Source organism: Methyloversatilis sp. (genome assembly GCF_965284615.1).
Lineage (GTDB): Bacteria > Pseudomonadota > Gammaproteobacteria > Burkholderiales > Rhodocyclaceae > Methyloversatilis.
This window is the reverse complement of sequence record NZ_OZ260098.1, coordinates 1,142,512-1,156,918: the sequence shown is the minus strand read 5'-3', so window position 1 is coordinate 1,156,918 and position 14,407 is coordinate 1,142,512. Positions and strand designations below refer to the sequence as shown.

The window sequence follows — 14,407 nt, the reverse complement described above, 5'->3', positions numbered from 1 at the left end:
CTGCCCTCTCTCCCGCACATGATTTCCTCCTGCTCGCGACCGCGTTCGGGCCGCGCAATCCTGCTGTTGGCCTCCGGCCCGGCACTGCTCCCGATTGGCGCCTTTGCGCAGTCCGGAACCGTGTCGGCGCCGACCCCGCTTGCCCCCATCCGGGTCGAAGGCGCGCGCGACGAAAGTCCGGTTGGCGTGACGACGCTGCCGTCCTCCACACTGGATGCGCTGCGCGCGACCAGCAGCGACACGGCGCGGCTGCTGGAGGGCATTCCAGGCGTGTCAACCTACGGCGCAGGCGGCATTTCCAGTCTGCCATCGATCCGCGGGCTGGCCGACGAGCGTCTGAAGATCACCGTCGATGGCATGGACCTGATGTCCGCCTGCCCCAACCACATGAATCCGGCGCTGTCGCTGATCGACCCGAGCAAGGTCGAGACGGTCGCTGTCTACGCCGGCATCACGCCGGTCAGCGAAGGAGGCGACAGCATCGGCGGCGCGATACAGATCAGATCCGCGCGCCCGAAGTTCGCCGCGTCCGACAACGAAACGCTGACCGAAGCGAAGGTCGGCACCTTCTTCCGCAGCAATGGCAACGCCCGCGGCCACAGCGTGGACCTGTCGATTGCGAGCACCCAGCTGAGCGTGCGCTACAGCGAATCCGCCAGCGAATCCGACAACTACCGGACGGCGGGAGATTTCAAGCGGGACGGCTTCTGGAAGCAGCTCGGTCAGCGCCCGGTCGCGGAGCGCGAGGTCGCATCGAGCGGCTATGCCGGATCGAAGAACAGGGAGGTCGGCCTGGGCCTCGCGTGGTCGTTGACCAGCGTCCTTCACCTGACCTACAGCGAACAGAAGCTCGACTACCAGGGCTTTCCGAATCAGCGCATGGACATGATCTTCAGCCGGCCGGATCCAGCCAATCCGGGCAACTACGTCATTGCGGAGAACACACCGTCGAACGTGAACCGGACCATCAACCTGCGCTACCTCGGACAGCACGCCTGGGGCGAACTCGAAGCACGCCTGTTCCGGCAGACCGTGGCGCACCACATGGATCTGAACCAGGACCGCTTCTTCGGCATGTTCATGCCGATGAAGTCGGACGCGAGCACGCTGGGCGGGCTGTTGAAGGCGAGCATTCCGGTGAGCCCGGAACATCTGCTGCGCGTCGGTACCGACTTCCAGCAGTATCGGCTTGACGACTGGTGGCCGCCCATCGGCACCGCACCGGGCGCGATGTGCTGCGACGATTTCAAGAACATCCGCAACGGCAAGCGCGACCGCATCGGTCTGTTCTCCGAACTGGAGACCAGCTGGAACGCGGCCTGGCTCAGTCTGCTGGGCATCCGCGGCGGTCTGGTGCATGCGGACGCCGACAGCGTGCAGGGCTACAGCAATTTCTACGCGGCCGACGCTGCCCGCTTCAACCGGCGCAACCGCAGCACGAACGACACCCACCTCGACCTGACAGCGCTTGTGCGTTACACGCCCGATGCGCGGCAGAACTACGAGGCCGGCATCGCGCGCAAGACGCGCTCGCCCAGTGTGTATGAGCTTTACCCGTGGTCCAGCTTTCCGATGGCCGCCCTGATGAACAACTTCGTCGGCGACGGCAACGCCTACCTCGGCAACCCCGACCTGAAGCCCGAGGTGGCCTACACCGCGAGTACGAGCGCGCACTGGCACGACGAAGGCAAGGAGCGTTGGGACTTCAAACTGTCTGGCCACGCCACCTATGTTGACGACTACATCGACGCGCAGCGCTGTCCGCGCGCGCTCAGCGCCCAGTGCAACGCGCTGAACAGCAACGCTGATGATCGCTACGTCATCCTGCAGTACGTGAATCAGCGGGCGATGCTGCAGGGCGTCAACCTGTCCGGTTCGACACTGATCGCACAGCATGCAGACATCGGCAAGCTCTACCTGAACGGCATGGCGAGCTACGTCAACGGCCGTAACCTGAGCACCGGCGACAAGCTCTATCACATCATGCCGCTGAACGCGAAGATCGCGCTGGAGCACCGCTCGCAGCGGTGGACGAACACCCTCGAAGTGCACTCGGTTTCAGCCAAGGATGAGGTGTCGCGTGTCAGAAACGAGGTGCAGACCCCGGGCTATACGCTGCTCAATCTGCGCAGCAGCTTCGCATGGAAGAACGGCCGCCTCGACCTCGCGCTGGAGAACGCGCTGAACAAGTTCTACCTGCTGCCGCTCGGCGGTGCCTATCTCGGCCAGGGCAATTCGATGACCACCGGTGGGATCCCCTGGGGCATGTCGGTTCCCGGCCGGGCGCGATCGCTGAATGTCGCGCTCAACCTGAGTTTCTAGTCGCAGCGGACGCCGGCGCGACGATTTGCCGCATTCCGCCGGCGTGTCGAGTTCGCTCTAATGCGCGCCACCGAGTCGCATCCGCGCTCATGAAAAAAAGGAGACATGACATGGTCCGCCCGCAATCCCTGACGCTCTCCCTCGCGCTCACCTTTGCACAGCCGCTCACCGCCCAGGCGCATGTCGGCTACGGAGGTCGTGATTTCGGCAGCTTCGATGCCGCCGGAGGCAGCGTCACCATTGCCAATCAGACCGTGTCCGGCAATTACGGCTGGGCCGACGGCCTCGACGCCGACTTCGGCGACTCGCACCGGCTGCGCGCCTTCCGCTTCTCGCTAAGCACGACCACTACCGTCACCTTCAGCGTCGCCGCGAACGCGGGCGCGACCGCCACCTCCGTCGGCGGACTGCTGCCCGGCTTCTCGATCTACCAGGGACTGGCCCACATGGCGCCGTTCGGCGCGGACCACGACGGTGCGGCGGCCACCGTGGCCTACCTGTCGTCGCTCGATGGCGCCCCGAAGGAAGGCGCATTCCGCGCACTGAACGACTGGAAGATCGGCAATGACGCCGGCGACCCGCTGTCGCTGTTCACCTTCCGCGGCCATGCAGCCGACAGCGATCTCGACGGCTTCGTGACTGGCAGCTTCGAACTGGCCGCAGGCGACTACAGCATCTTCGTGGGTGGCGTGAACTACGTGTCGCAGCTGGATGCGATGCGCCCGACCTACGGCATGACGGCCACGCTGGCGGTCGCCGCCGTACCCGAACCCGAAACCTATGCGCTGCTGCTGTCCGGTCTCGGGCTGCTCGGCCTCGCCGTCCGCCGTCGCAGCGGATGCTGACCAGACGCCCCGTCAACCACCGGCGCGCGACGGCTCGCCGGTGGTGAGGTCGAAGGGCGCGATCAGCGTCTCGCCCGCTGTATGCACCACCAGGCGGGTGCGCCAGCGCATCGCGCCGGTGGCACAGATGGGCAGGGTGACGCTCGCCTCGAAGCCGCCGGTCGGCCGTGGCGCCAGCACCTGCCTGAACAGTCCCATGTTCATGTCCGTGCCCTCGAACTCGAGCTCGACCTGGCGGACATCCACATTGTTCAGCGCCAGCGACGCGACGAAGGGCGTACCCGCCGGGACCGGACGCGGCATCACCGTCAGCTCCAGCCAGCCTCCGCGGTCGAGCGCCACGCGACAGGGGCCGTGGTCCAGCCGGCAGGGCGGCGACGCGAGCACGCGCGGCACGGCGTCGTCCACGAAGTCGCGCCGGCTGCCGACGATCACGATGCCGATCAGCAGCGCCACGATCAGCACATGCGGCAACGACTGTCGAATCAGGGCGGGCTTCATGCTGTGTGCGGTCCAGGAGCGTGGCGTGTCGAAAGCGGTGAGTGTGCACCAGGCGCTGTCAGCGCGGGCGGCACGCGCACGCAGATCGATTGAAGCACCCGCAGCGAATCCATAGACTGAACGCATGCCCCCGCACAGCACTGCCTTGCCATCCGCACCGCGGCCCGCGCAAACGCCGGCGCGGCCGCACGACCGGCTGCTTCCGGGCTTGATCAGGGCGCGCTGGTGGGCACTGGGCGCGCTGCTGTTGCTGCTGACCATTGCCCCCGGACTGCTCGACCTGCCGCTGCCGCAACAGCCGATGCTGGCCATTCTCGCCGCGGTGGGCCTGTGGAACGGTCTCATGCATTGGCAGTTGCACCGCAGCGCCGGTGCGCCGGACGCCACCGGCTGTCTGCTTCAGCTGTGCATCGACCTGCTCGCCTTCGCCGCGCTGCTCTATTTCAGCGGCGGCGCGACCAATCCGCTGGTGTTCATGCTGCTGCTTCCGGTCGTGCTGTCGGCGCTGCTGCTATCGCGCGGCGCGGTGCTGGCGATCGCCGCACTGGCCATCCTGCTCTATTCGGTACTGATGGTGCGGTTCATTCCGCTCGAACTGGGCGACGCCCGGCGCGCGACCGCGCTGCACCTGTCCGGCATGTGGCTCACCTTCGTCGTGTCGGCCGCCATGCTGGCCTGGTTCGTCATGCGCACGACCGACGCACTGCGCCGGCGCGACGCCGAACTGGCGCGCGCTCGCGAACAGACCTATCGCGACGAACGCGTGCTGGCACTCGGCGCGCTGGCGGCGGGGGCTGCACACGAGCTCGGTTCACCGCTGGCCACGCTGGCCGTACTGGTCGGCGAGATGGAGCGCGAGGCGCCGACGGACACGACCGCGGCGGCCGACCTGAAGCTGATGCGCGAACAGATCGCCTACTGCAAGCGCATCATCACGCGCCTGACCGAGCAGGCCGGCGACCAGCGCAGCGAAGGCGCAGAGTCGATGCGCTGCGACGCCTGGCTGGAAGGTCTGCACGCCGCATGGCGCAGCCTGCGCGGTGACTGCGACTCCACCTTCACGCTGCTCGGTAGCGGCGAACCGCCGGTCATCGTGATCGAGCCCACGCTGGGCCAGGCTGTGGTCAGCCTGCTCGACAACGCGTTGCGTGCCGGTGCGCCGGTCAACCTGGCACTCGACTGGAATGCCGAGGAAGTGCGCATCGAGGTGCGCGACAGCGGACCAGGCTTTTCCGAGGGCGTGCTGCACAAGGCCGGACGCCAGGCCTTCGGCGACGCTGCCCAGGGCAGCGGCATCGGCTTGCTGTTCACCACTGCCAGCCTGGAGCGGATGGGCGGCAAGCTCGAACTGGACAACCCCTGGACCGGCGGCGCACGCGCGACGATCCGGCTGCCTCTCGCACGGATAGGACTTCATGTCTGAATCGATACTGGTCATCGACGATGACGAAACCTTCAACGCGGTGCTGGTAAATGCACTGCGCCGGCGCGGGCTGGACGCCCATGGGTGCACCGACCCCGCCACTGCGCTTGCCGTGGCCGCACGGCAGAAACCCGCCCGCGTCGTGCTCGACCTGAACCTGAATGGCACGTCCGGCCTGTCCCTGGTCAGGCCGCTGATCGACGCGCTGCCCGATCTGCGCATCGTCGTGCTGACCGGCTATGCGAGCATCGCCACCGCGGTCGATGCGATCAAGCTGGGCGCCTTCCAGTATCTGGCCAAGCCGGTCGAGGTCAACGCCATCCTGTCGGCCTTCGATTGCGTGGTGAGCCCACCTGCCGAAGACATGCTCGATGCCGAGCCGCTGTCGGTCGGGCGCCTGGAGTGGGAGCACATCCAGCGCGTGTTGAAGGAACACGACGGCAACATTTCCGCCACCGCACGCGCACTGAAAATGCATCGCCGGACGCTGCAGCGCAAGCTGATGAAGCGCCCGGTCAAGGCCTGACCGGGGGCTCGGCGGTCGCGCTGCCTCAGTGGTGTGCGTGACCCGCTGCAGGCTGGATGTCGAGCACCGCGGCCGGCATCTTCAGGTCACGCGTGGTCTGCCCCTCGGCGGGAATCTGCGACCAGTCGTTCGCGCCCTGTTCACACACCTGCGTCACCTTGAACCAGCGCCGTCCCGCCGCGTCGGGCAGCTTCATCATCAGCGCGAATTCGTCGTAGTGGGCATCGGCCAGCGGGCCACCGCGCCAGCTCACCTCGACCACAGCATCGGTGACCGGCTTGCCGTGATTCATCAGCGGCTGCGCCAGCTTCTCGCTGCGCGTACTGACCGTCCAGCCCGGCTTCACCATCGGTTTCACGCTGGCCATCGGCTCGGGCAGCGTCACCGTCAGCGCGACGGTGGCCGAACCATCGCAGCCGTGGCCGACGCGAAACACGCCCTTGTAGTAGCTGCCGGCGGTCGCAACCTGCTGTTCGAGCACGACGTGCGCGCTGGCGACGAGGGGCGCCACCAGCAGCACCAGTGCGCAGATCCTGATCTTCATGCTTACATCCTCCATTCGATGCCGGCATAGACGGCGCGGCCATCCCCCGGCAGGTACACGTTGCGCGCAGCAGCCGCCAGCGCGCTGAAATCGCGCACCACATTCGTGGTGGCAGCGTAGCGACGGTCTCCGAGGTTGCGTCCCTCGATGAACCAGGACAGCTGGCGGCCGAGCTGCTGCTGCATGCGTAGGCCGAAGATGGCGTAGTCGTCGGCGAACTCGGTATTCGCCATGTTGACCGCATAGCGCTGCGGCGACCATTCCGCGCTTGCAGCAATCTTCAGCGGGCCGCCCGGCGCACCGGCAAAGCGGTAGCCCAGTTCGCCGCGGAACAGCGTGCGCGGCACGCCGGGCAGGCGGTTGTCGCCGAACAACGCATCGCTGTCGAAGCGGAAGTCGTTGTAGAGCAATGCCTGCCGCCACTCGAAGCCGCCGCCGAACTGGCCGTTGGCGGCGAACTCGATACCACGGTGCAGCGTGCGCGGCACATTCAGCGTGGTGTTGACCGGTGTGCCCCCCAGGTTCAGCGAATAGGCCAGCAGTTCGTCGGTCACCTTGGCGCGGTAGAGCGCCAGATCGACCGCACCCCAGCCGAAGCTACCGCGGCCACCCACTTCCCAGGTGGTCGCACGCTGCGCGCGCAGCGAATCGATCACCGCGGCGCCGCCGGTCAGTTCGCCGAAGGACGGCGGTTCGAAACTGCGCGACACATTGCCGAACAGCTGCACCGCCGGCGACAGATCGTGACGGATGCCGAACTTCGGGCTCCAGCCTTCATAGGAACGGCTGAAGCTCTCGTCAGCACCGCCACACACGAGCGGACCGCCGGTGAAGCACAGGTCGCGGCTGCGCCGGCGTGCATTCGTGTACTGCGTACCGACCACCGCGGTCCAGCCCGGAACGAAGGTGAACTGATCCTCGACATAGGCTTCGACATTGCGTGCCGAGGTGTCGAGCTTGTTGGTGCGCGCACCGCGCGCGCCGCCGATGTTCACCCAGCGGTCGTCGTCGGTGTCGCCGCGCGAACTCGCCAGACCGGCCACCAGCCGGTTCGGCCGGCCGGCCAGCGTGCCGTCCGACACCATGCGCAGTTCTGCGCCGAAGTCCTTGCTGCGCTGGTCGAGCACCTGGAAGATCGGGTGGAACAGGTCCTTGTCGGCGTAGTAGGCCGACAGCTCGAAGCGCAGACCGTCGGCCGCCTGCCAGACGGTGCGGTTGGACACGCGCCACAGATCGATGTCGCGCTTCTGGTTGCCGGTGATGTTGGCGGCGGCCGCCTGGCGCGGATTGTCGCGCAGTTGTTGGCGCGTCAGGTTGCCCGGCAGTTCGGAGTCGCTCTGCGCGGCCTGCACGAAGAAGCGCGTTTCCAGCGAAGGTGCGAGCAGCACGCCGAGATTGCCGACCACGCGCTGCGTGTCCTGCCGCGCGTGATCGCGGAAGCCGTCCTGGGCGAAGCTGGTCGCGCTGAAATAGCCGTTGACGCGCCCTGCCGCGAACCCGCCGGCCAGCTGGCTGCGCAGGTAGCCGAAGGCGCCGGTCTCGGCACGCACCGTCAGCGGCGGCGCGTCGTGGCCGGTCGGCGATACGTAGTTGATCGCGCCGCCCAGCGTGCTCGATCCGTACTGCAGCGCATTGGCGCCGCGCCACACTTCAATGTAGCGGGTGGCCAGCGGCTCCAGCACCTGGAAATCGCCGCCACCGTCGGCCAGATTGATCGGCACGCCGTCCTGCATCAGCTTGATGCCGCGCAGGTGGAAGGTGCGCTGCAGTCCGGAACCGCGGATCGACAGCCGTGATTCCTCGGAACCGAAGCGCGGCTGCACGAACACGCCGGCGCTGTAGCCCAGCGCGTCCTGCAATGTGGATACGCGGGCGTCGCGGAAGCTGGCAGCGTCGATCACCGCGGCGCCGCCTGGCGTCAGCGCGAGCGCGGCGCGCGCTTCGTCGATGTCGGGCAGCGTGGCGGCGTCGATGCGCCGCGCCTCGACGCGCACGGCGGGCAACTGCAACGTGCCGTCGGCGAAAACAGCCGGTGCGGCCACCAGTGTCGCAAGGGCGAAGGGAATGCGTTTGAGACGCGCGCGCGCAGGCGCGGTCGCGTGGAACGACGGGAACATGACGGTACTTTCGAATGGAGTGCGTCGCGCCGCGCGCAGGCGCAGGACGGCGACACGGAACGCGCGACGGCGATCAGGCCGTCACGCGGACGAAGGCGAGGGAATCAGGCGAGCGCTGGCGGCGCGCGTGGGGAAGGCGCCAGCAGCGCGGCGGCGGTGACGGCGGCAGAGAGCGTCGGCGGCGGCGCCTGCCTCTCGGCATGCAGCGCGAACACGGCATGCGCCGCTTGCGTCGGCAGCACCGGCAAGGACTGCGCAACGCACCAGGGGCAATGACCGGCGTTGCCGCCTTCGTCGTCACCCTGTTCCGCGGCCGATGCCGATCCGATGCCGAAAGCGGTACAGATCTGCGCCATGCCGGTCGGATCGGCCGACTGCTGCCAGCGCATCAGCGTGGGCAGCAGCGCCTGCGCGCACACTGCGAACAGCGCGAGCATCAGGGCGAGGCGGAAACGGGGGCGGGCGGGCGACATGGGCGCGGATGGTAGCCCGCCAGCGGCCCGCCGCGCAACACAGGCGGCCGGCGCACGCTGCATGCGTTAACATGTCGCGTCCGGCGCTGCCGCGCCCTGGTCCGAGTCACGCCAGAAAGTCCCCTTACTGATGATCCGAAAGTTGCTGCGCCGGATATTCCGTCGCCCCGAAGACAACGCCCGTACGCAGGCCGCGAGCAGCGGCCCTGTCCATATTCCGCGCGCACAGCACGGCATCGCACGCGAACAGCTGCTGCCGGCGGCGCGCAAGGTGTGCGATTCGCTGCAGGCCGAGGGTTACCAGGCCTATGTGGTCGGCGGCGCGGTGCGCGATCTCATCGCCGGCATCGAGCCGAAGGACTTCGACGTCGCCACAAGCGCCACGCCGGAACAGGTGACCGCGGTGTTCCGCCGCGCACGCATGATCGGCCGCCGCTTCAAGATCGTGCATGTCATGTTCGGCCGCGACGTGATCGAGGTCACCACCTTCCGCGGCGACTCCGAAGCGGTGACCGACGAGCACGGCCGCATCCTGCACGACAATGTGTTCGGCACGATGGAAGAGGACGCCGCGCGCCGCGATTTCACGGTCAATGCGCTGTACTACGACCCGGCGACCGAAACCGTCGTCAACTTCCACCACGGCGTGGCCGATCTGAAGCAGAAGACCTTGCGCATGATCGGCGACGCGCCGCGCCGCTACCGCGAAGACCCGGTGCGCATGCTGCGCGCGGTGCGTCTGGCGGCCAAGCTCGGTCTGGTGATCGACCCCGACGCGCGCGAGCCGATACGGTCGATGGCCAGCCTGCTGGAGAACGTGCCGCCGGCCCGCCTGTTCGACGAAATGCTGAAGCTGCTGACCAGCGGTCACGCGGTGCGCTGCGTGCGCCAGCTGCGCGAGGACGGCCTGCATCACGGCCTGCTGCCCCTGCTCGACGTCATCCTCGAACAGCCGATGGGCGAGCGCTTCGTCATGCTGTCGCTGGAGCGCACCGACGAGCGCGTGCGCGAGGGCAAATCGATCTCGCCGGGCTTCCTGTTCGCCACGCTGCTGTGGCACGAAGTGCTGGCCGACTGGGAGAAGCGCAAGCAGGCGGGCGAACCGTCGATCCCGGCGATGTTCGAGGCGATGAGCGCAGTGCTCGACCAGCAGGCGGAGAAGCTCGCCATCACTCGGCGCATCGCCACCGACATCAAGGACATCTGGCTGCTGCAGCCGCGCTTCGAACAACGCGCCGGCAAGCGCCCCTACCGCCTGCTCGAACTGCCACGCTTCCGCGCCGCCTACGACTTCCTGCTGCTGCGGGCGGGAAGCGGAGAGGTTGAACAGGAACTGGCCGACTGGTGGACCGACTTCGCCGCCGCCGACGGCCCGACGCGCGAATCCATGCTGCGCCCGGAAGAAGCGCCGAAGAAGCGCCGCCGCCCGCGGCGCAAACCGACGGCCGGCGAGGCCGCGGCCGAGTGATGCTGCCGCAGCTGCCTGCATGGACACAGGCCGCCGGTCTGTTGATCGCGTCGAACGTGTTCATGACTTTCGCCTGGTACGCCCACCTGCGCGACCTGAACCACCGGCCGTGGTGGTACGCCGCCCTGTTTTCCTGGGGCATTGCGCTGTTCGAGTACCTCCTGCAGGTGCCGGCGAACCGCATCGGCCACACGCAGCTGTCACTCGGCCAGCTCAAGATCATGCAGGAGGTGATCACGCTGAGCGTGTTCGTGCCCTTCGCCGTGTTCTACATGAACGAACCGCTCAAGCTTGACTATCTGTGGGCCGCGCTGTGTATGCTGGGCGCGGTGTATTTCATCTTCCGCTGATCTACCGATCCGCTTCCCCGACCGGAATTCCCCATCGATGCTGGACAAGGCACGCTACATCGTCGTCGAAGGACCCATAGGTGTGGGCAAGACCTCGCTGGCCCGGCGGCTGGCCGACCACCTGCAGGCGCCGACGCTGTTCGAGAAGCCGGAAGAGAATCCCTTCCTCGGCCGCTTCTACCAGAACATGGAGCGCTACGCGCTGCAGACCCAGCTTTTCTTCCTGTTCCAGCGCATGGAACAGCTGCGCGAGGTGATGCAGGACGACCTGTTCTCCGGCCGTCTGGTGGCCGACTTCCTGATCGACAAGGACCCGCTGTTCGCGTCGATGAACCTGACCGACGACGAATACGCGCTGTATCGCCAGATATACGCCTCGCTGAAGCTGCAGGCGCCGGCACCGGACCTCGTGATCTACCTGCAGGCCGACGCCGACACGCTGGCCGAGCGCGTGCGCCGGCGTGGCCTCGACGCCGAACGGCGCATCAGCGAGAGCTATCTGGCCCGCGTGGTCGAGCGCTATGCGCGTTTCTTCTACCAGTATGACGCCAGCCCGCTGTTCATCGTCAACGCTGAGGAACTGAACCCGGTCGACAGCGACGACGACTTCGCGCTGCTGGTCGAGCGGCTCGGCCAGATGCGCTCCTTCCGCGAATTTTTCGGATACGCCTCATGACCTATATGCGCGACACCGACCCGGCGCGCCGCCCGGTCACGCTGAACACCCTGCTGCGCATGCGCGCGAACGCCGAGCCGATCGCCATGCTCACCTGTTACGACTCGACCTTCGCCGCCGTGTGCGATGCCGCCGGCGCCGAAGTGCTGCTGGTCGGCGACTCGCTCGGCAACGTGCTACAGGGCCACGACACGACGCTGCCGGTCACGCTGAACGACATGGCCTATCACACCGGCTGCGTCGCCCGCGGTCTGGCCAACGTCGGTGGCCGTGCCTTCCTGATCACTGACCTGCCCTTCGGCAGCTATCAGGAGACGCGCGAACAGGCGATGCGCTCGTCGGTGCAGCTGATGACCGCCGGTGCACAGATGGTGAAGCTCGAAGGCGGCGCCCACATGGCCGACACCGTGCGCTTCCTGGTCGAGCGCGGCGTGCCGGTGTGCGCCCATCTCGGCCTGACGCCGCAGTCGGTGCATCAACTCGGCGGCTACCGCGCCCAGGGTGTGACCGACGCTGCCGCCGCCCGGCTGCTGCAGGACGCCAAGGAACTGGAACAGGCGGGGGCGACGATGATGGTGCTCGAAATGGTGCCGGCCCGCCTTGCCGCCGACGTGACCGCGAGCACGCAGCTGATCACGATAGGGATCGGTGCCGGCGTCAACTGCAGCGGTCAGGTGCTGGTGCTGCACGATGTGCTCGGCCTGTTCCCGGGCCGCCGCCCGCGCTTCGTGCGCAATTTCATGCCGGGTGCCGACGACGTGCATGACGCGTTGAGCCGTTACGTCGCCGCGGTCAAGGACCGCAGCTTCCCCGGTCCCGAACACTGCTACTGATCCAGCGAGTCTCCCCGATGCAGATCCACCCGACCATCGCCGGCCTGCGCGCCGCGCTCGATGCCGAGCGCGCACGCGGCGCGCGCATCGCCTTCGTGCCCACCATGGGCAATCTGCACGAGGGCCACGCCTCGCTGATGCGCCAGGGCCGCGACCACGCCGACGTGGTGGTGGCCAGCGTGTTCGTAAACCGGCTTCAGTTCGGACCGAACGAGGACTTCGACCGCTACCCCCGCACGATGGACGCCGACTGCGCGCGCATGCAGGCGGCGGGGGTGGCGCACGTGTTCGCACCGTCGGAGAGCGAGCTCTACCCGCAGCCGCAGACGATGCGCGTGGTGCCGGACCCGGTACTGGCCGACATCCTCGAAGGCGCCTTCCGGCCCGGTTTCTTCACCGGCGTGGCGACCGTGGTGGCCAAGCTGTTCAACATCGTGCAGCCGCAGGTGGCCCTTTTCGGCAAGAAGGACTACCAGCAACTAATGGTGATCCGCCAGTTGGTGCAGCAGATGGCGCTGCCGATCGCCATTGTCGGTGGTGAAACACTGCGCGCCGACGACGGTCTGGCGCTGTCTTCGCGCAACGGCTACCTGTCGGAGGGCGAACGGGCGCAGGCGGTGCAGCTGTATCAGGCCCTGGTAGCCGCCCGCGAAGCATTGCGCGCCGGAAACCGTGAATACGCGCGGATCGAGGCCGACACCATGGCGTTTCTCCAGGCCCGTGGCTGGTCTCCACAATATATTGCGGTGCGACGACAAGCCGACTTACAATCGCCGGCCGCTCACGAATCCAGTCTGGTGATCGTGGCCGCCGCCCTGCTTGGGACGACGCGCCTGATCGACAATCTGGAAGTGTAGGTCGCCACGATGCGCTCAAGGCCGGTGGCGTTCCAGTAGCGCACTGTCGCGCACGCCCTTGCGTGCGCGTGTTGTCTGAACAGCGCGATATCGAAGGAGCGCCCATATGCAACGCACCATGCTTCAGTCCAAGCTTCACCGGGTCACGACGACGCATTCCGAGCTGCACTACGAGGGCTCCTGTGCGATCGACCAGAATCTGCTCGACGCCGCGGACATCCGCGAGTATCAGGCGATCGACATCTACAACGTGACCAACGGCGAGCGTTTCTCGACCTACGCGATCAGCGCCGAGCGCGGATCCGGCATCATTTCGGTCAATGGCGCGGCAGCGCGCAAGGCCGCCGCCGGCGACCTGCTCATCATCGCCTGCTACGCCCAGTACACCGAGCTGGAACTGGCCCGCTACGAGCCTAAGCTCGTATACGTCGATGGCAAGAACAACATCGTGAACCAGCGTGGTCACATTCCGGTGCAGATGGCCGGCTGATCCCCGCGCTGCCCGTCGTCAAGGCCCGCCCCGTGCGGGCCTTTTCATTTGGCCCGATGTGAAACAATGCGGCCTCTCCGCCCCAGAACACCGCGATGAACCTGCACCTGCTCCGCATCTTCCACACCGTCGGCGAACACGCGAGTTTCTCGCGCGCCGCCGAGCACCTCGGCATCAGTCAGCCCGCCGTATCGAAGGCGCTGCGCGAACTGGAAGACCAGCTCGACGTGGTGCTGATCGAGCGCGGCGCGCGCATCGTGTCGCTGACCGAAGCCGGTCAGGTGCTGTTCGAGTACGCGGGCGGCATCTTCGCGATGGAGCGCGCCGCGCTCGAAGCGCTGCAGGCCTATTCCAACCTCGAGCGCGGTCGTCTGCGCATCGGTGCCAGCATGACGGTGGCCGGTTACTGGCTGCCCGGCTACGTCGCCGATTTCGCCCAGGCGCATCCGGGCATCACGCTGAGCCTGACCAGCGCCAATACGCAGACGGTGGCTGACCGACTGCTCGCCTGCGAAGTCAACATCGCACTGGTCGAAGGCCCGGTCGAGGACGAGCGGATCGAATCCCGCCCCTGGCGCGACGAAACCCTGCTCATCGTCGCCCCGCCCGACAGCGCGCTGGCCAAGGCCGGCACGGTCAGCGCCGCCGACCTGAGCGCGCTCACCTGGGTGGTGCGCGAGCATGGCTCCGGCACCCGCGAAGTGATGAACCGCTGGCTGGATAAGCTGGGCATCGTGCCGGCACGTACGATAGAAGCCGGCAGTACCGAGGCGGTCATCCAGACCGTCGCTGCCGGCGGTGGCGTATCGATGGTGCCGCGCGTCAGCTCGGCCGATCAGATCGCGCTCGGCAAGGTCGCCACACTGACGCTGCCCGGCGTACAGCTGACCCGCCAGCTCTACCGCCTGCGCCTGCCGCGCCGCCCGCTCAGCCCGGCCGCGCTGGCGTTCGAAGCGATGATCGCGACCGACTGACTGAAGAA

Annotated in this window: 15 protein-coding genes; 11 read left to right on the top strand and 4 right to left on the bottom strand. The window is 67.2% G+C overall.

Annotated features, from left to right (window positions below):
• Window positions 1-120 precede the first annotated feature (120 nt).
• Complete coding sequence (locus ACQ66H_RS05630; protein ID WP_430433160.1) at window positions 121-2,322, top strand: TonB-dependent receptor; 2,202 nt, start codon at window positions 121-123, stop codon at window positions 2,320-2,322.
• Window positions 2,323-2,432: 110 nt separating this feature from the next.
• A complete protein-coding gene (locus tag ACQ66H_RS05625; protein ID WP_430433159.1) occupies window positions 2,433-3,167 on the top strand; it encodes an FxDxF family PEP-CTERM protein in 735 nt (244 codons plus the stop codon).
• A gap of 12 nt (window positions 3,168-3,179) precedes the next feature.
• Here ACQ66H_RS05625 and ACQ66H_RS05620 read toward each other — a convergent pair whose 3' ends face one another.
• The gene (locus ACQ66H_RS05620; protein WP_430433158.1) at window positions 3,180-3,668 is read right to left on the bottom strand and encodes a hypothetical protein; all 489 of its coding nucleotides are present in this window, start codon (window positions 3,666-3,668) and stop codon (window positions 3,180-3,182) included.
• 208 nt (window positions 3,669-3,876) lie between these two features.
• Here ACQ66H_RS05620 and ACQ66H_RS05615 point away from each other — a divergent pair, with 208 nt between their 5' ends.
• Entirely contained in the window at window positions 3,877-5,091 is a 1,215-nt protein-coding gene (locus ACQ66H_RS05615; RefSeq protein ID WP_430433157.1) for a sensor histidine kinase, read from the top strand.
• Window positions 5,084-5,617 (top strand): response regulator transcription factor, encoded by a 534-nt coding sequence (locus tag ACQ66H_RS05610; RefSeq protein WP_430433156.1) that lies wholly within the window; start codon window positions 5,084-5,086, stop codon window positions 5,615-5,617. The genes ACQ66H_RS05615 and ACQ66H_RS05610 overlap by 8 nt, the downstream gene beginning before the upstream one ends.
• Window positions 5,618-5,642: 25 nt before the next feature.
• On the opposite strand, the gene ACQ66H_RS05605 is transcribed toward ACQ66H_RS05610, so the two are convergent.
• The 3 genes from ACQ66H_RS05605 to ACQ66H_RS05595 all read right to left on the bottom strand — a co-directional run bounded on the left by ACQ66H_RS05605 (window position 5,643) and on the right by ACQ66H_RS05595 (window position 8,751).
• A complete protein-coding gene (locus ACQ66H_RS05605; protein ID WP_430433155.1) occupies window positions 5,643-6,161 on the bottom strand; it encodes a YcnI family protein in 519 nt (172 codons plus the stop codon).
• A 2-nt stretch (window positions 6,162-6,163) separates the two neighbouring features.
• Complete coding sequence (locus tag ACQ66H_RS05600; RefSeq protein WP_430433154.1) at window positions 6,164-8,278, bottom strand: TonB-dependent receptor family protein; 2,115 nt, start codon at window positions 8,276-8,278, stop codon at window positions 6,164-6,166.
• 104 nt (window positions 8,279-8,382) lie between these two features.
• A complete protein-coding gene (locus ACQ66H_RS05595; RefSeq protein ID WP_430433153.1) occupies window positions 8,383-8,751 on the bottom strand; it encodes a DUF2946 family protein in 369 nt (122 codons plus the stop codon).
• 130 nt (window positions 8,752-8,881) lie between these two features.
• Between ACQ66H_RS05595 and pcnB the strand changes: the two genes are divergently transcribed.
• From pcnB to ACQ66H_RS05560, 7 genes are all read left to right on the top strand, one after another.
• A complete protein-coding gene (gene pcnB, locus ACQ66H_RS05590; protein WP_430433152.1) occupies window positions 8,882-10,219 on the top strand; it encodes a polynucleotide adenylyltransferase PcnB in 1,338 nt (445 codons plus the stop codon).
• On the top strand, window positions 10,219-10,569 hold the full coding sequence (locus tag ACQ66H_RS05585) for a DMT family protein (protein ID WP_304003753.1): 351 nt from the start codon (window positions 10,219-10,221) through the stop codon (window positions 10,567-10,569). The genes pcnB and ACQ66H_RS05585 overlap by 1 nt, the downstream gene beginning before the upstream one ends.
• A gap of 37 nt (window positions 10,570-10,606) precedes the next feature.
• Window positions 10,607-11,245, top strand: coding sequence for a deoxynucleoside kinase (locus ACQ66H_RS05580; protein WP_019919244.1), 639 nt, complete (start codon window positions 10,607-10,609; stop codon window positions 11,243-11,245).
• Window positions 11,242-12,078, top strand: a complete 837-nt coding sequence (gene panB / locus ACQ66H_RS05575) for a 3-methyl-2-oxobutanoate hydroxymethyltransferase (RefSeq protein ID WP_430433151.1) — start codon at window positions 11,242-11,244, stop codon at window positions 12,076-12,078. The genes ACQ66H_RS05580 and panB overlap by 4 nt, the downstream gene beginning before the upstream one ends.
• Window positions 12,079-12,095: 17 nt before the next feature.
• A complete protein-coding gene (gene panC / locus ACQ66H_RS05570) occupies window positions 12,096-12,935 on the top strand; it encodes a pantoate--beta-alanine ligase (RefSeq protein ID WP_430433150.1) in 840 nt (279 codons plus the stop codon).
• 106 nt (window positions 12,936-13,041) lie between these two features.
• On the top strand, window positions 13,042-13,425 hold the full coding sequence (gene panD / locus ACQ66H_RS05565) for an aspartate 1-decarboxylase (protein WP_019919247.1): 384 nt from the start codon (window positions 13,042-13,044) through the stop codon (window positions 13,423-13,425).
• A 95-nt stretch (window positions 13,426-13,520) separates the two neighbouring features.
• Entirely contained in the window at window positions 13,521-14,399 is an 879-nt protein-coding gene (locus ACQ66H_RS05560) for a LysR family transcriptional regulator (RefSeq protein ID WP_430433149.1), read from the top strand.
• Window positions 14,400-14,407 lie beyond the last annotated feature (8 nt).